At 37.5% G+C, this 17625-nt stretch carries 21 protein-coding genes; all 21 read left to right on the top strand.

The features are described from left to right. Window positions 1–406 precede the first annotated feature (406 nt). The 21 genes from ABDZ63_RS15390 to hpf all read left to right on the top strand — a co-directional run bounded on the left by ABDZ63_RS15390 (window position 407) and on the right by hpf (window position 17279). On the top strand, window positions 407–1096 hold the full coding sequence (locus tag ABDZ63_RS15390; RefSeq protein ID WP_343785070.1) for a nuclease-related domain-containing protein: 690 nt from the start codon (window positions 407–409) through the stop codon (window positions 1094–1096). A 186-nt stretch (window positions 1097–1282) separates the two neighbouring features. Further along, window positions 1283–2641, top strand: a complete 1359-nt coding sequence (locus ABDZ63_RS15395) for an ATP-dependent helicase ComFA (protein ID WP_343785031.1) — start codon at window positions 1283–1285, stop codon at window positions 2639–2641. 23 nt (window positions 2642–2664) lie between these two features. Then, window positions 2665–3327, top strand: coding sequence for a ComF family protein (locus ABDZ63_RS15400; RefSeq protein ID WP_343785033.1), 663 nt, complete (start codon window positions 2665–2667; stop codon window positions 3325–3327). A gap of 75 nt (window positions 3328–3402) precedes the next feature. Further along, window positions 3403–3831, top strand: a complete 429-nt coding sequence (locus ABDZ63_RS15405) for a TIGR03826 family flagellar region protein (RefSeq protein ID WP_343785034.1) — start codon at window positions 3403–3405, stop codon at window positions 3829–3831. Between the two features lie 68 nt (window positions 3832–3899). Continuing rightward, window positions 3900–4157, top strand: coding sequence for a flagellar biosynthesis anti-sigma factor FlgM (gene flgM, locus ABDZ63_RS15410; RefSeq protein WP_343785036.1), 258 nt, complete (start codon window positions 3900–3902; stop codon window positions 4155–4157). 15 nt (window positions 4158–4172) lie between these two features. Then, a complete protein-coding gene (locus tag ABDZ63_RS15415) occupies window positions 4173–4670 on the top strand; it encodes a flagellar protein FlgN (protein ID WP_343785038.1) in 498 nt (165 codons plus the stop codon). Window positions 4671–4751: 81 nt separating this feature from the next. Then, window positions 4752–6296 (top strand): flagellar hook-associated protein FlgK, encoded by a 1545-nt coding sequence (flgK, locus tag ABDZ63_RS15420; RefSeq protein ID WP_343785040.1) that lies wholly within the window; start codon window positions 4752–4754, stop codon window positions 6294–6296. A gap of 10 nt (window positions 6297–6306) precedes the next feature. Next, complete coding sequence (gene flgL, locus ABDZ63_RS15425) at window positions 6307–7209, top strand: flagellar hook-associated protein FlgL (protein WP_343785042.1); 903 nt, start codon at window positions 6307–6309, stop codon at window positions 7207–7209. Window positions 7210–7273: 64 nt separating this feature from the next. Then, window positions 7274–7870: a DUF6470 family protein gene (locus ABDZ63_RS15430; protein WP_343785044.1), complete on the top strand. Its 597-nt coding sequence runs from the start codon at window positions 7274–7276 to the stop codon at window positions 7868–7870. 18 nt (window positions 7871–7888) lie between these two features. Further along, window positions 7889–8347 carry a flagellar assembly protein FliW gene (gene fliW, locus ABDZ63_RS15435; protein ID WP_343785046.1) on the top strand — a complete coding sequence of 153 codons (459 nt, stop codon included), beginning with the start codon at window positions 7889–7891 and terminating at the stop codon, window positions 8345–8347. Next, the gene (gene csrA, locus ABDZ63_RS15440; protein ID WP_343785048.1) at window positions 8319–8546 is read left to right on the top strand and encodes a carbon storage regulator CsrA; all 228 of its coding nucleotides are present in this window, start codon (window positions 8319–8321) and stop codon (window positions 8544–8546) included. Before fliW ends, csrA begins: the two co-directional genes overlap by 29 nt. A gap of 130 nt (window positions 8547–8676) precedes the next feature. Next, window positions 8677–9822, top strand: a complete 1146-nt coding sequence (locus tag ABDZ63_RS15445) for a flagellin N-terminal helical domain-containing protein (RefSeq protein WP_343785050.1) — start codon at window positions 8677–8679, stop codon at window positions 9820–9822. An 80-nt stretch (window positions 9823–9902) separates the two neighbouring features. Next, entirely contained in the window at window positions 9903–10496 is a 594-nt protein-coding gene (locus ABDZ63_RS15450) for a hypothetical protein (protein WP_343785052.1), read from the top strand. A gap of 835 nt (window positions 10497–11331) precedes the next feature. Beyond that, on the top strand, window positions 11332–12750 hold the full coding sequence (locus ABDZ63_RS15455; RefSeq protein ID WP_343785054.1) for a sugar-transfer associated ATP-grasp domain-containing protein: 1419 nt from the start codon (window positions 11332–11334) through the stop codon (window positions 12748–12750). A gap of 80 nt (window positions 12751–12830) precedes the next feature. Then, a complete protein-coding gene (locus ABDZ63_RS15460) occupies window positions 12831–13199 on the top strand; it encodes a DUF8042 domain-containing protein (protein WP_343785056.1) in 369 nt (122 codons plus the stop codon). A gap of 99 nt (window positions 13200–13298) precedes the next feature. After that, window positions 13299–13676: a flagellar protein FlaG gene (flaG, locus tag ABDZ63_RS15465; protein ID WP_343785058.1), complete on the top strand. Its 378-nt coding sequence runs from the start codon at window positions 13299–13301 to the stop codon at window positions 13674–13676. Window positions 13677–13696: 20 nt separating this feature from the next. Further along, entirely contained in the window at window positions 13697–15226 is a 1530-nt protein-coding gene (locus ABDZ63_RS15470; RefSeq protein ID WP_343785060.1) for a flagellar hook-associated protein 2, read from the top strand. 20 nt (window positions 15227–15246) lie between these two features. Continuing rightward, complete coding sequence (fliS, locus tag ABDZ63_RS15475) at window positions 15247–15648, top strand: flagellar export chaperone FliS (RefSeq protein ID WP_343785062.1); 402 nt, start codon at window positions 15247–15249, stop codon at window positions 15646–15648. Then, window positions 15648–15998, top strand: coding sequence for a flagellar protein FliT (fliT, locus tag ABDZ63_RS15480; protein ID WP_343785064.1), 351 nt, complete (start codon window positions 15648–15650; stop codon window positions 15996–15998). The genes fliS and fliT overlap by 1 nt, the downstream gene beginning before the upstream one ends. Window positions 15999–16099: 101 nt before the next feature. Beyond that, window positions 16100–16591 (top strand): ion transporter, encoded by a 492-nt coding sequence (locus ABDZ63_RS15485; protein ID WP_343785066.1) that lies wholly within the window; start codon window positions 16100–16102, stop codon window positions 16589–16591. Window positions 16592–16721: 130 nt separating this feature from the next. Beyond that, window positions 16722–17279 (top strand): ribosome hibernation-promoting factor, HPF/YfiA family, encoded by a 558-nt coding sequence (gene hpf / locus ABDZ63_RS15490; protein ID WP_343785068.1) that lies wholly within the window; start codon window positions 16722–16724, stop codon window positions 17277–17279. The last annotated feature ends 346 nt before the right edge of the window (window positions 17280–17625 follow it).

Genomic DNA, 17625 nt, shown 5'->3' on the forward strand with positions numbered 1-17625 from the left:
TTAAAAACATTGTATCCAAGAGGGAGTGAAATGACTCATTCTTTTTTACACAATTATACGGACTTAATCACACGACCGCCGATAAAATTCGATATTTTAATCAATATTATCTTTCAAAAACTTCCCATTTTTCAAAAAGTTTATTATAATATCTTTATGAGATAATATTTTTTTATCAACAAATCAAACTGGCCGATAAGCCTTAGTAAAGGAAGTGTTCTATGAAATGGTATTATTACCCCACGAAAAACCTCCAACCCTAGTACAGTTAGAAGTTATTGTCCCTCGATTAACGAGTAACTCCCCGGTATTTAAATCGCTTCAAGAGCAGTATTGGCGTGACAAATCTGGTTTTGAAGGTGAGCGGTCTATTCATTATTATTTCAACTTTTTGTCTCAATAAGCTATTTTCTTATATGGTTTACGTGTAGAAGAACATCAATATACTTTCCAAACTGATAATTTACTACTTTTCCCTAATTTTTTTCTGATCATTGAAGTGAAGAATACAGCTGGACTTATAAAATATAACACTGATACAGGTGTGTTGAAACGTATCAACCGCGATCGTACTATCAAGCGCTATGATGATCCTTTTATCCAGGCTAGAATTCAGCGTTATAAATTAAAAAAACTTCTTCAAACTTCTAACCTCACAGTTCCTCCGATTCATACATTAGTTGTCTTTTCCCACAACGATGCCGTCTTAGAAATTGAAGGGCACCAACCCGACCTCATCATCAGCCAACGAATCCCATGGAGAATATCGGAGCTAGAACAAAAATATCCCACAACTCAATACTCATCAGACGAATTAATTAAAATAGGAAATGTGTTAAAAAATAAACATAAGCCAAGAGAAGTCAATTTGATCGAAAAAAATAATATTAAGAGAACGCATATTAGAAATGGCGTGTGGTGCACCCATTGTAAAAAGACTATGATGAAGCGGATAAATCGTAATTGGCAATGCCCTTCTTGTCAACATAAAGATCCTAAAGCCCACCTAAAAGCATTAGAAGAGTATAAGTTGATGTTTGGGAACAAAATTACGAATAACGAAGCTAGAATTTTCTGCAAGTACCAAAAGACGTAGCGAAAAGAATGCTCAAACAAGCTTGCGCCACTTATGTTGGTGAAAAAAAGAGTAGAGTTTACATACTCTCTTAAACTAGTTTTGAACGCTGATAAATTAGTCTGGGCGCTGATAAACACACCTCGACCGCAGCGCCAATCAATCAATCTACCACCCCACCTACTCCAAACAAGAAAGGATGATTCGATGACGTCATCAACCCCACCATTAATCGAAGACCTTGCTAGAAAGTTCGCGACTAAACTTTTACTTAAAGGTGAGCTAGATCTATCAGAACGCCGCTTACAATATTTATTAGATCACGCCTATTTAGAGAAAGTCACCTCCATCAAATCATCACTTAATTTCCATCAGTGCATTCGCTGTTTTAATCGTAATCAAAGTTTGTTTGGCAAGATTCCCCGCCAAAACAACACCCCAATCATTTATTGTAAACATTGTATTCAAATGAACCGCGTTAGTAGTGAGGAGCCGTTATACAGGTGGGTTGGCCCGCCACCTATGCGTCATCGGGTTAAAAATCCGATGAAATGGAAAGGGGAGTTAACGCCTCTACAAGTTAAAGCTTCTTATGAAATGATCAAAGCTATTCAACACGAAGCGAAGCTATTGATTTATGCAGTCTGTGGTGCTGGAAAAACAGAAATGCTTTATGCTGGAATTGAACACGCTATTCAAGAGGGGAAGCGGGTATGTATTGCAACACCACGCTCTGATGTAGTAAGGGAATTAGCACCACGGCTTAGACGTGACTTTCCGACGATTCATTCGGCCGCTCTTTATGGCAGTTCTACTGAGAAAGATTTGAATAACCACTTAGTCATTGCGACGACTCATCAGCTACTCCGTTATGAAGATTCTTTTGATGTGATGGTGATTGATGAGGTTGATGCGTTTCCTTATCACCGTGACCAAACCCTCCCTAAGGCGGTAGAGCGTGCGATGAAACAAGACGCTACGAAAATATTCCTCACAGCAACACCGAGAACGAAGCAAAAAGTTCAAATCGCCCTAAATCAACTGCCCACTGTTTCAATCCCAAGCAGGTACCATGGTCACCCGATTCCAGTCCCCACTTTTAAATCTATCTTCCGGTTAAGTAAAACGTTAGAAAATGAAACCGTCCCACCTTCAATCAATCAATGGATCCACCAAAAATCTACTTCAAATCGCCGCTTTCTACTATTTGTCCCAACGATCGAGTTGGCCGAGAAACTATCTGCCAAATTAACCATTCCACACGTTCACGCAGAAAGCCCAGATCGTGAATATAAGATAAAGCAATACCGCGCACGTAATATCGAGGCGTTAATTACGACAACGATTTTAGAAAGAGGGGTGACATTTCCCTCAATTGATGTGGCTGTTATTCAGGCTGATCATCACGTTTTTGATGAAGCGGCCTTAATTCAAATTGCCGGGCGCGCTGGTAGGAGTGCGCATGATCCCACTGGTGATGTCACATTTTTCTACGAATACAAGACAAATGCTATGGTACAAGCACGCAACTACACGATTATTAAAAATAAAGAAGCAAGAGGATGAAGACTATGATTTGCTACTTGTGTTTGAAATCGATCAAAGAAGAGACTGTTTGGGCAAATTTTCTTTCCCCACAATTTCGCTACACGTGTGATGATTGTCTAAACCAATTAGAAGAAATACCACCACCATTTTGTAAACACTGCAAGAAACAGGCGAGCCCGAATCATCAGAAATGCGATGATTGCAAGCGCTGGGCGAACCATTTCGGTGAAGACCCGTTAGATCAAAACATTTCAATCTTTACATATAACGAATTTATGAAAGAAATGATGGCGAGGTTCAAATATCGTGGCGATTATGAAGCAGTCTATTCCTTTCGCGAGCCATTAAATAAAGCCTACACCACTCACTTCGCCAAAAAACACTATACTCTAGTCCCGATCCCCCTAAGTGATGACCGCTATGAAACACGGAAGTTCAACCAAGCAGAAGCATTGGCAAGTCTATTAAAAAAACCAATCCATACCCAACTATTAAAAAGAGAAGATACTACTAAACAAGCGAAAAGAACGAGAACAGAACGCGTCCTCTCAAAAAATCCATTCCATTTAACAAATCACCCACCAGAAAAAATCCTTTTAATAGATGATATTTATACAACTGGAACGACCCTACGTCAGGTCGCGTCACTTTTAAAGAATGCTGGTGTAAAAAATGTAAAGGCATTGACCTTAATTAGAAGTTAATTCCCTCTAAACACTTTGTTTTTATAAATGCCTGCCGATATAATAGAAAGAAGAAGGTCCTGAGGAGGAATTGTTATGGGAGAATTAGCAAACTGCCCAAACTGTGGTGAATTGTTCGTAAAAGGGGCACAAACTGTATGCCAAAATTGCTTCAAAGAAGAAGAGGCGAAATTCGAAATCGTATATGACTTTATTAAAAAGAAGAAAAACCGTACCGCAACTATGAATGAAGTGTCTGAAGCAACCGAAGTCGAGAAAAAACTTATTCAAAAATGGCTTCGTCAAAAAAGAATTCAACCAGGATCGTTTCCTAATTTAACTTATGAATGTGAACGGTGTGACACACAAATTTACGAAGGCCGCCTATGCTTAGATTGTGCTGAAACATTGCAGAAGGACTTGCAACAAACAGATCAACCAAAAACTCTAAAAGAACGCGAAGACGAGAATAAACGTGAGAAAGTTTATTATAATGTCGACAAAGAAAATAAATGGAGAAGCTAAACAATCGCTAAGAAACGCCGATATAATATAGAGAATAAAGGTTCGTGTAATAAAAGGGGTGAAACAGGATGAAAATTAATCCGACGAATAAAGCATATTTAAACCCATACCAAAAACAAATCCAAAATCAACAACTAAAACAAGCAAGCAAACAATCCGATAAAGTCGAAATATCCACCCAAGCTAAAGCGATGCAAGAAAGCAATAGTATACAAAAGGCACGCCAAGAACACGTCCAATCTCTCAAACAACAAGTAGAAAACGGTGAATACAACGTTGATTTGAACAAGACAGCTGAGAAACTATTACAATTTTACCGCGGTTAAGGGAGGATGAGTCTTTTGTCTATTGAATCTATTATCGAAAAGTTAGAGAAGATCAATCAATTAAATGAAAGTTTATTAGAGCTTTCTAAAGATAAAACAGAACGGCTTAAAAATAATGACCTTGAAGTGTTTAATGAATTGTTAATTAAAGAACGTAAACACGTCCAAGCCATTGACCAGCTTGAGACGAAGCGAGTTGAAGAAACGGATGCATGGTTTAAAGCGAATGGACTGGACCATGATGAGATGACCATTACAACGATCATCGAAAATATCCAGGATCAAGACCAAAAAAACAGGCTTGAGACGGTGTATGAAAACTTAGTTTATGTTCTCGCCAATTTAAAACAACAAGAGGGGTTAAATCGCGACTTAACACAGCAATCCTTACAATACGTTGAGTTAACTTTAGACATGCTTAAACCAAACTACCAAAAAGATTTAAACTATCATAAACCGAAGCAACAGACGAATCAATCAACAGAGCGTTCTGTGTTTGATTCAAGAGCTTAAGTTTTCAATTTTATAAACTTGGACTTGCGCCATTTAAACTTGGCGATGAACCAAGTTTTTCTCACGAGAGGAGCTTAACAGATGGTGACATCGACATTTCACGGCTTAGAAGTAGCAAGAAGAGCCTTAGCAGCCCAACAATCAGCCTTACATACTACAAGTCATAACATTTCAAACGCGAATACGGAAGGCTATTCAAGACAACGTGTCAACTTTGAAGCGACAAACCCATTTCCAACTCCATCGCGTAACGCACCACAAATGGCTGGACAGCTTGGAACAGGGGTAACAGCGGGCCAAATCGAACGAATACGAGATCAATTTCTAGACTTTCAATACCGTGCGGAAAATAACCAAGCTGGTTACTATGAAAGTAAAGCAGATGCGCTAAAGCGTATGGAAGATATTATGAATGAACCGAGTGACTCTGGTTTAGCGAAAACGATGGATCAATTTTGGGAATCGATTCAAGATGTTGCAACGAACCCTGAAGACGGTGGTGCTCGCCGTGTCATGCAACAGCGTGGACAAGCGGTCGTAGAGACATTCAACCACTTACACGATAAGCTAACAGATGTCCAAGGTGAATTAAAAAATCAAATGGACACCAACGCTGGCCAAGTCAATACACTAGTCAATCAAATCCATCAGCTAAATGACCAAATTAGTCGTGTGGAACCGAACGGCGACTTGCCGAACGACCTTTATGACAAGCGTGACTTATTAGTTGATGAGTTGTCTGAATATGTCAATATTGATATTTCTTATGAATCAAATGGCGGTCATTCAAAAGCGACTGCAGAAGGACAAGCGATTATCAGGTTAGCGGATGACAATGGAAATGCGATTAACAACGGAACATTAATCGATGCAGATAATAATATGCAAGGTTTAGAGGTTCAATTTGATGAAGAGAATGGCGAAATTGTTTCTGGTGTTGGAATTGGGGCAATGGATGAGAATGGAAATGTTGAATTAGAAACTGAAATCGATGCCCATCAATTTAGTTCACCGGGTAAACTACAAGGACTTATTCATGCGAATGGATATATGAATGAAGACGGTGAGCCAACTGGTGATTACGTTGATATGATTAATGGCTTAAATGAAATGGCTTATGAATTTGCTAATGCTTTTAATGACCAGCACCAAGCAGGGTATGATTTAAACGGAGATGAAGGCAGTAATTTCTTTGAACCATTAGATGATTCAAGTGATGCCGCAGCGATGATTGCCGTTTCAGAGGACATTATGAATGATGAAAGTTTAATCGCAGCGAGCGGAAGTGGTCAACCAGGTGATGGTAGTAACGCCCAAGCTTTATCTGATGTTCGTGATGAAAACTTAGAAGGTTTAAACGACCAATCTGTCCAAAAGTTTTATGAAGCATTGGTCGGTGATTTAGGCGTAAAAGCACAAGAAGCCAATCGAATGGCTAATAACACTTCAAGCTTACGTGAATCAGTTAACTTTAATCGCGAAGCCATGAGCGGGGTATCTTTAGATGAAGAAATGGCGAATATGATCAAGTTCCAGCATGCATACAATGCAGCTGCACGTAGTATGACGGTCGTCGATGAAACGTTAGACCGTATTATTAACCAAATGGGTATTGTTGGAAGGTAGGTGAATAGTCGTGCGAGTAACACAAGGAATGCTTAACAACAGTATGCTTCATAACTTAAGACAAAATAATGCTGAAATGCACCGGTCAATGGAGCAGCTTTCAACCGGAAAGAAGATTAATCGGCCGTCTGATGACCCTGTTGTTGCGATGAGAGGTGTTGATTACCGCTCAGAGCTTTCAAAAGTTGAACAGTTTGAGCGTAACATGTCGGAAGTCCGTAGCTGGATGGATACATCAGATGATGCGATGAACGAAGCGGGGCAAAGCCTTCATCGTGTACGTGAACTCGTTCTTCAAGCAAACAATGACACGTATGAAGATGAAGAGCGCGCGAATATGGCCAGTGAAGTTAAAGAGATTACCAATCATTTAAAAGAGATCGCCAACTCAAAAGTCAATAATCGCTATATATTTAACGGACAGAACACTGTAGAGCCTCGATTTGATGCTGATGGTGAATTGATTGAAGACAATATTAATAACGACGCAGTTATGATTGAAGTATCTGATGGTGTTAAAGTGCGTGCTAATATTGATGCGAGTAATGCCTTTTCTGAAGATTTATTTGAAAGTTTAGATGGGATTGTAAGTGCTTTAGAAAACGGTGATTTAGAAGAAGACGCAGATGATGGGGATGCGACATTAAATGAGTATATTGGTCAATTAGACAACCATTTTCAAAGTCTTGTTAATGAACGAGCCGACTTAGGCGCTAGAATGAATCGTATCGATTTAATCGAAAACAGACTAACACAACAAAATGTAACGACATCTGACTTATTATCTAAAAATGAAGATGCAGATATTGCAGAAGTAATTATGAATTTACAAATGCAAGAGAATGTGCACCGCTCGTCTTTAGCAGCTGGAGCACGAATCCTTCAACCGACATTAATGGATTTCTTAAGATAATGAACTTAAAGCTATCTGTATTGAAGCAGGTAGCTTTTTCTACATAAGATTGAGAGGTGCGTGTATGCTTCAGTTACCACAGGTCCATTACCATATCCAAAGAGGCAAAATCGGAATACAAACCCAAGATGCTCAAGTTAACATGTCACAGCCTGAAGCTGACTTGCGAATTTCACAACCAGAAGCGGACTTAGATATTAACTACAGACCATCTAAGCTAACGATTGATCAAACCGAAGCTTTACGCGATATGGGAATTATAAGTACAGAAGAATCCGTTCGAAAAAGCGCTAACGAAGGACTACAAGAAGCATTTGAAGGTATTTCAAGGCGGGCTCGTGAAGGAACCCAAATGCAACGAATCGAAAATGGCGGTGATGTGATCCCGCATATTGCTAAAGAAAACAGACCATTTGCTCGCCAAGACTTTACGATTGGCTGGATTCCATCATCACAATTTGCCGTTAAGATTGACTATGACCCAGGTGATGTTGATATTAACGTACAGAAAAATGAACCAATCATCGACGCTCAGGCGAATAAACCACATTTCAACTACCACGAAGGTGATGTGAACATTTACTTACAACAAGCGCCACACCTAGAGATCGATGTTGATATCGACACGTGGCGCCATCACCACTATGATATAAAGATTTAACATAAGGAGACATGAAAGATGAAGATCGAAACCGTTTACTTTGGTGAAATTGAAATCGAAGAAAGCAAGCTTCTAGCATTTAATCATGGCTTACCAGGATTCCAAGATGAAAAACAATTTGCGCTCTTAGATTTAGAAGGAAACCCAGCCTTTAAAATATTGCAATCGACTAAAGCAATAGAACTAGCCTTTGTCATCACCAATCCATTTTTAATTGAAACAGGTTACGAATTTAAATTAGACGAGCAAACCGTCGAGCAATTAAACATCAACAAGTCAGAAGATGTCAGCGTCTGGTCGATTGTGACACTTAAAGAACCATTCGAACAATCAACATTAAACTTAAAAGCCCCAATCGTCCTTAACCTTAACAATAAACAAGGTAAACAAATATCATTAAATGACTCTAACTACCATACAAAACACTCGATTAAAGGAGGGGAGCACCATGCTAGTCCTAACACGGAAACAAGGTGAATCGATTCAAATTAATGATGACATTGAAATTAAAGTCATTGGAATCGAAGGCGACCAAATCAAACTCGGCATCGATGCTCCCAAACACGTTGACATACACAGAAAAGAAATCTATCAACAAATACGAGAAGAAAACCAAGCCGCAAGCCAACTAACACCAAACACAATAAATCTATTAAAAAATACAAAAAAAGACTAAAACTTATCTGAACCCTGTCGATATAAAAGACATAAGGATATCAGTCAAACGTCGGCCGACTATATGACTGTTACTTAAAAAGCCACAAGGACGTGGCTAAACTATACAAATTCAAGGAGGAATTAATGTTATGATTATTAATAACAACATTTCAGCGATGAATACTCATCGTCAAATGGGAATCAACCAAAACCAAATGCAAAACTCAATGGAGAAGCTATCTTCTGGTATGCGTATCAACAAAGCAGGAGACGACGCAGCAGGTCTAGCAATCTCTGAAAAAATGCGTGCTCAAATCAACGGTCTAGAGCAAGCTAGCCGTAACGCACAAGATGGTATTTCTATGATCCAAACTGCTGAGGGTGCTTTAGATGAAACACATGCTATCCTACAGCGTATGCGTGAATTAGCGGTACAATCTTCAAATGATACTAATACAAATGAAGACCGTGCTGAACTACAAAACGAAGTAGACCAATTAGCTGAAGAGTTAACTCGAATTGGCGACAATACTGAGTTCAACACTCAAGAGCTATTAGACGGTTCTTTAGATAACAAATTCCATATCGGCGCTAATGAAGATCAAAGTATTAGCCTTTCAATTGATGATATGCGTGCAGAAGCGTTAGGTGTTGTTGGTATGGATTACGGAAGTGAAGAGCTTGGTGACAATTTAGAATTCAATAGTTTAGTTGAAGATGAAGTAAATATCGAATTCATAACAAATGAAGGTGCTGATGATGAATTAGGTGTTGAAGTTTCTGAAAATACTGTTACAGTTACATTAGCATCTGATGAAGATAGTGACACTTCTACCTCGTCATACCAAGAAGTGATGGATGCTATTAACAATGATGATGATGCAAGTAATCTTGTACAAGTCTCAGTTTTAGATGATGCAGGTGATTTAGATGCTGACCTTTCAGAAAGTAATAGTATAGAGCTTGCAGAGGCAACAGTTAATGAGGGGACTGGTATCGACATTTCTTCACAGGCAACTGCAAACTCAGCAATTGATACTCTGAATACTGCAATAGAAACTGTATCCTCTCAACGTTCTGATCTTGGTGCGGTACAAAACCGCCTAGAGCATACTATTTCTAACTTAGACAATGCATCTGAGAATCTATCAGCTGCAGAATCTCGTATCCGTGACGTTGATATGGCTTCAGAGATGATGGAAATGACGCGTGCAAACATCCTTTCTCAAGCTTCTCAGTCAATGTTAGCTCAAGCTAACCAGCAACCACAATCAGTACTACAATTACTTGGATAATCCTATTATTCAACATAAGGGAGGCTCTAGCTTAGGCTGGGGTCTCTATTTTATTTCAAATATAAGGAGTTATTGAAATAATGAGTACTAATCCTTTTGTTTTGGTATATTTAGACACTAATTTATTTCCGAAGTATAATGATGTTGAGTCGAAAAAACATGTAAAAAGATTAAAAGATTGGCACTTAGATAAAAAGATAACTCTTAGAACAACACAAGGAATACTAGATGACATTTTTACTAATGTTAATGAAAGAACTAAAATTCATGCTGAACAACGTTTTAAAACGGTTCAGAGTTATACTGAACCAGTTGCAGAAATTATATTTGAGTGTAATGAAGACTTTGAAGAAGAGCACATAAAATTGTTTGAAATTATGTTCCCACATCATAATGTAAATTCTGACAATATCTTTAACTTGTATAATGATTTAAAAAGCAATGATAGAAATGATTATAGAATAATTAATTCAGTAATCCATGATTCTCATAGCTATGCTTTTTTTCTTTCTAATAACAAAAGGGACTTCATAAATAATGGGAAATCTGAAGAATTAGTTAGTTTCGTAAAAGAACAATACAGAAAAGATATAAAAATTGATACCTTAAATGATCAAATTATAGACCAAATAAAGAAAGCTATTAGTGAAGTTTCCATGTTAATAAGTAAATAGATTAGGTTCAACTGGTCAAACTAATGGATATAATTATTTGCAATGTAACAAAAAACTTTTGATGTATATATTATATAATTGAACTTCCGTTCGTTCTATGAGCACTTGATGTTCAAGAAACAAGCAACGAAGCCTCTACTTCCATTTGGGAGTAGGGGCTATTTCTATTCTAAGAGGAATGTAAAATGAAGAAGTATGATTACAGCAAGCAACTATAATTGCCATGAGCAAACGTAGTGAAGGAAGAGAAGCAACAGTTAGCGAAGCGAGTGAACATTGTTACTCTGAAGATGAGTAGAGAAGCACAGTATTCTTTATAAGGAATGGAAGATAAAGTCACCAGAGGATGCTTATAACATCCTTAAACCATTGCTAGTTGATGCTGATTGAGAACAATTCCTTGTGGTTTGTTTGGACACTAAGAATTAACTCACAACAATTAATGTATGTCACGTAGGAATCTAAATTCAGAGATCGTGCATTCAAAGTGTGCATTCAAAACTCCAATTCTTAGTAATGGAGTCTGTATATGCTAACTTAAAAATTGAACCGTAAAACTCAATTGAAAAGTTAACCACATGACAAACAAACCTGACCCACCATAACTTTGCGAATTTGACTTGTACATGCTATGTCGTGAATTACATGAAGAGGCGGGCAAAACACCAATCTACCAATCATTTCACAAAGTAGTCATGCTCTTAGTTGCACCATGTCAAGCCATTGCATTTTTAATACAACTATACTTTTAGAGAACTATTAACACTTTGTACATTTTAGCCGATATTAAATAATGAATACTAAAACCTCCTAAGAGTGATAGGATGTGTCATTATTGCAAAACATACAAGAAAAAGAGCTGCCCCTTCTAGAGAAGTCAATTAAAGCGATTAAATATTCGATAGATGATTTAAGAAATGAAAGATATGATCAAGCGATTCAGATGTATAATACGGTATTAAAAGGGTATGAAACGTTTAAATCTGTAAACCAACCCAATTTAACTAAAGGATCACTTTTACAAGTAAAGCTATCTGAGTTACATAAAAAACACGAAGAAGTCGTGAAAAAGTTTGAGAATAATGAGTGGAATGGGTTAGATAAATTAATAGAAGAGGATATTTTAAAAAGGATAGAGGATTTACAATACTACGTCGATAATCGTGAGTATTATGAAAAGTATAATATTAATGTTTTACATAAGTACTATAAAATGTTCAAAGAGAATGGTTACTTAGAAGTAATTGATGACCAGAAGATTGAAGCTATTCAAACTTACTATAAGAAACATTACAAAGGTAAGGTGGACCCGTCATTACACCTTGCTTATGAAAAAATCACTGGTGAGTTTAATTTGCAAGTTATTCCCCAGCATGTAATTTGGCATGAAGTCATCCCGTTTTTAAATTCTAGAGAAATGATGCGTTTCTACTCAGACAAAAACGTTTATGATAACTTAATTACAAAGGATTCTGCCCCTGAGACAGTTTTAAAAAGAGTTAATGGTCAATACTATGATCGACATAATAATACGATTTCAAGATCAAAAGCATTTAAAATATTGTTCGATACAAAAGAAGATTTAATTGTTAAACAAAGCTTATCTGATGATGGGAAAGGGATAGGTAAATTAACTTATAAAAATCATGCTCATTATCATAAAAAGAAAAAGTATACTATGAAAGAAATTGAGGAGATTTGGAAGAGCAACTTTATTGTCCAAAAATTAATAAAACAGCATTCAATTATGGCTAATCCTCACCCTTATTCTGTTAATACAGTAAGAGTAGTAACACTAAGGTGGAATGACGAAATCCATTATCTAATGAGCTATGCACGGTTTGGTGTTAATTATTCTTTAACGGATAATGCAGCTAGTGATGGTTTATGTGTTGGGATTTCACCTGATGGAACACTTAAATTATACGCTGTAGGAAATAAGGGAGAGATTTATGACAAACATCCAACAACCGGTTATGACTTTTCAGACTTTGATAAGATACCAAACTTTAACAAAGTAATTGATTTTGCAAAAGATTTACATAATCGTATATTACATCACAATTACATTTCTTGGGATTTAGCTATTGATAATAATGGTGAACCAATATTTATAGAGATGAACTTCTGGGGAACAGCCTGGAAATATCAATTAGCTTGTGGACAATCAATTTTCGGCGAATTCACTGAAGAAATTTTACAAGCTGTCGCGAAACAGCGTGAAGAACAATTGGCTAAACAAAAAGACAAATAATAATCACCCATCACTTACTTAAAGTGGTGGGCTTTGTTAATAGTGTCCGATTAAAATCAATCAAATAAAGGGGTGTCAACATGGAGAAGCATTATGAAATAGTTAAACAAGCAACTGAGTTATCAGAAACGATTAAAGAGGCATTGACTCACATCGAGAAACAGATGGAGGCTTTAAAGTACACGGAATCTTTAGGTTTAATGCAAGATGTTGTGATAGGGTTATCATCTATTAAACAGTCGATGTTGCCGGTATTTGAGGAGATTGATGGTACCGTTATGGAAGATCAAATTGATCATATCCACAATCAAATCAGTAAGGTGGTTTCATCGTTAGAGGAGGAGGCTGAAACGATTGGGCATGGTATTTTAAAGTCTTCTGTTATTCCTGCTTTTGACTCTTTTCAGGATGAGTTAAGAACTCTCCTTCAAGAGCGTTTTAGTAATTAGCTTTGAATTAAATAAATGATCAACTCTTTCTTTTATCTATTAAAATTTCGATAATGATGCCGATATAAGTAATAGATTATAAGAAGGGGTTGCATTTTGATGAATATTGATCAAGTATTATCAAACGCTCAACTCCTGCAGAGATCGGGGACAACTGAGGTTCAATTAGCAGACAATGTAAAAGCAAAACCGAAATTGCAGGCGATGAATAATGAAGCGAATAATCAACGTTCTTATCCTGATGCTGAAATGACGAGAGGTCGTGCTGAGGAATTGGTTGAGGGTTTAAATGAATTTTTGGAACCAGCGGATACGGCGATTCGTTATGAAGTGCATGATAAGTTAGAACGTTATTATGTCTCAATTATTGATCAAGAGACAGATGAGGTTGTGAAGGAAATTCCACCAGAAAAGCTGCTTGATGTATATGCTGCAATGGCAGAGTTTATGGGCTTTATTGTTGATGAAAGAATTTAAACAACAGGAGGTGTATAGACATGATTTCAAATAATATGAGAATGACTGGGATGGCATCAGGGATGGATATTAACCAGATGGTAAATGACTTGATGGAAGCTGAGCGTCAACCGCTTCAGAAGATGGAACAAGACCAAAGATGGTTGGAATTGCAGCGTGATGCTTACCGTGAAGTGAATACAAAGTTAAGAGAATTTGATGATATGTTTTTAGATATGCGTTTGTCAGCGACATATCAAGCGAATTCCGTTCAATCGACTAATTCAAATGCCGTATCAGCAACGGCGCGAAATGATGCGCCTGAGGGAAATTATACGATTGAAGTAAGTGATCTAGCAACGCGTGCAGTTAATGCTGGTGCTGAAGGTGTTTTTTCAGATGTTGATGATTTTGACCCTAGTAGTTCACTTTCAGAACAAGTGGGTTTTGATTCTCAAGAAGTGTCTTTTAGTTATTATAATGAGGATGGCAGACAAGATGTTTCATTTAATGTCGATGATGATGATTCATTAGACGATATTTTTAATAAAATATCTGAAGCGTCTGATGGGGCTGTATCTGGTTTCTATGACAATAATTCAGGTCGTGTCTTTTTGGAGCGATTGGATTTTGGGGATTTTACTGATGATGGTGGCAACCAGATCACGTTCGAGGCCCCTGATGGTGAGGATCATTTCTTTACGGAAATTTTCGGGATTACTGAAGAGGGTGAGCGTGGTGGTGAGAATGCTTCGTTCACGTATAATGGTATAGAGATGACCTCACATAATAATTCATATGAAATTAATGGGGTCACATTAAACTTCCATAATACGACAGGTGAGCAACCAGCTAATATATCTGTAAGTAATGATGTTGATGGTGCAGTAGATAATATTACCGAATTTGTTGAGAAGTATAATGAGATGATCGATTTCATGAGCGGAAAAACGAGTGAAGAACGTTATCGTGATTATCCACCACTTACAGATGCACAGCGCCGTGAAATGACGGAAAGTGAAATTGAGCTTTGGGAAGAGCGTTCAAATAGCGGGTTATTGCGTAATGATTCTATTTTGAGTAGTGGACTTACTTCAATGCGCTCGTCTTGGTATCAATCGGTGGATAATGAGCATGGTGATTTTAATACTGTAATGGATGTTGGAATTACGACGACATCAAACTGGCGTGAAGGCGGAAAGCTAGAAGTGGATGAAGACCGCTTACGAGAAGCGTTACAAGAAGATTCGGATGCTGTCTTTCGTTTGTTTTCTAATAGTGATGAAGGTGATTCACGAGGAATTATTAATCGTGTAGAAGACTCTGTCGGTCAAATGATGGACCGTATCACAGATCGTGCAGGCCGCGCCACACATACTGAACACCAGTACACGATGGGTCGTGAGTTAATGAGCATGGCGGATCGTATGGCGAATTTTGAACGCCGTATGCAACAGACTGAAGAGCGTTATTGGGATCAGTTTAATCGCATGGAGCAAGCGATGCAACAGGCGAACAACCAATATGCCCAAATGCAGCAAGCTATGGGCGGTATGGGTGGCATGATGTAATAAAAGGGGTGTTTTAGTATATGGCGTATGGACAAGCCTACCAAGCTTATCAACAAAATTCAGTATCAACCGCATCACCTGGTGAGTTAACGTTACAGCTTTACAATGGTTGTATTAAGTTTATAAAAGTAGCGAAAAAAGCAATTGAAACAGAAGATGTTCAGAAGAAAAATGAACACCTGCAAAAGGCTCAGAATATTATTGCGGAGTTAATGATGACATTAAATCCTGAATATGAAATATCTAATCAGTTAATGCCACTCTATGATTATATCAATTATTGTCTGCGTGAGGCGAACGTTCATAATGATGGCGCGAAGTTGGGTGAGGCACAGAAGATGGTCGAGCAGCTACGTGATACGTGGAAAGAGGCGATTAAGCTTGACCGTCAGAATAAATATCAATCAGGAGCTAAAGCGTAATGTCAGAGGTTAAGGCATTATATACATTAACAAAGCAAATGTTTGAGCGTTTTAAGCAAGCGGGCGAGATTGACCGCGAACAATTAGTTAGTGAGTTTGATGAATTTGTTGAAAAGCGCGGGAGATTAATCGAAAAGCTAAGCGGTGATTATACTGATGAAGAAAAGCAGCTTGGTGAAGAAACGTTAAAGCTTGACCGTGAACTAAGGAATCTCGTTGATCAATATATGAAGAGTTTTCAACAAGACTTCGCTAGTTTTAAGAAGAGGCAAGTGACGAATAAGAAATATATTAATCCATATCAAAACCTACAAGGTCAAGATGGTAGTTTTATAGATAAACGGAATTAATGAAGAGTCTTCCTAGTATTGGGAGGCTCTTTTTGTTTTGATAACTGTTATTTACGGGTATTAAATATCTATAAGTCTTTTTTGTGTAGGTGGTTTAGATGGTGCAGATTGATTCTTTAAAATGGCAAATTTTTAATATTATCAAGCTAAATCCACCCAAGCCAACAAGTGGAAAGATCTTTGATGTGTCCTTAATTGTGTTAATTACAACGAACATTGTCACAACATTTCAGCAATATTTTATTCCTGCGACTTACGATGCTTGGGATGACTATATTCATATGATTAAAGAGTTTTCGCTAGTCTTCTTTACAGCTGAGTATGTATTAAGAATTTGGACAGCAGTATATAAAGCAGGCTATGAACATCCAATCAAAGGACGTATAAAATACATGTTTTCCTTTTATATGATCATTGATATACTGGCGATCATCCCGTTTTATTTCTATCAAGTAGACTCTTTCTTACTCAGAATCTTGCGTGTCTTTAAAATGCTTAAACTACTAAAAGTGATGCACTTTATGAAGGAAATTGTCGATTACAACTTAGGGAAATATAAACAAAAATATCGAGAGAAATACGGCACTAAGTGACCTTCTGAGGATTTAGAGGAAGGTCATTTTTTATATTCGACAAAAAATTCTAAATTTTTAATATGTTTGAGAAGGAATATTAAAGGGTAATGTTGAATATAACCTACATATATGAAAGGAGGACTTGCATATGATTTACAACATTAGAGGTGAAAACATCGAGGTAACAAATGCGATCCGAGAGTATGTGGAGAAGAAGATTGGGAAGTTGGAGCGATACTTTGATACACCACCGTCTTCAGATGTACATGTTAATTTAAGCGTCTATAATATGGAGCAGAAGATTGAGGTCACAATCCCAATGACGAATTTACTATTACGCGCAGAAGAGAATCACACTGATTTGTATGCAGCAACAGACTTGGTGGTCGATAAGCTGGAAAGACAGATTAGAAAATATAAAACGAAAATTAATCGCAAGTTCCGTCAACAAGGAGCCCCGAAACACGTATTTGCCGAAATGGAACAAGAAGCCTTAAACGGAAGAATTGAAAAAGAAGATGATTCAATCGATATCGTTAAGAAAAAACAATTCGATCTAAAGCCAATGGATGAGGAAGAAGCCGTTCTTCAAATGGACATGCTAGGCCACGCGTTCTACGTGTTCGAAAACGCTGAGACAGGCTATACGAACGTCGTTTATAAACGTAAAGATGGAAAATACGGCTTAATCGAGCCGAACGCATAAACATAAGGAAAAGGAGATGTCATAGCGACATCTCCTTTTTATTGGTGCTCAAGATTCTCATAGAACCGCTCGAGAGGCTCAAAGAATTGGGCGAGAGGCTCAAAGCATCGCTCAAGAGGCTCAAAGTAACGCGCGAGAGGCTCAAAGCACCGATCGAGAGGCTCAAAGTATCATTCAAGAGGCTCAAAGCATACAAATTTCGACAAAGCATCCCTAACAAAATCAATCTTTTAAAATTTTTTCATAAAAAATTTTCCTTTTAGAAATGGTTATTTTCTGGGTCTTCGGAATATATAGTGGAATTACTTTCTTAATAGTTTAAAAACAACTGGTGTTTAAATCGGAT

This window comes from Alkalibacillus silvisoli (assembly GCF_039521975.1).
In the GTDB taxonomy this organism is placed as follows: domain Bacteria; phylum Bacillota; class Bacilli; order Bacillales; family Alkalibacillaceae; genus Alkalibacillus; species Alkalibacillus silvisoli.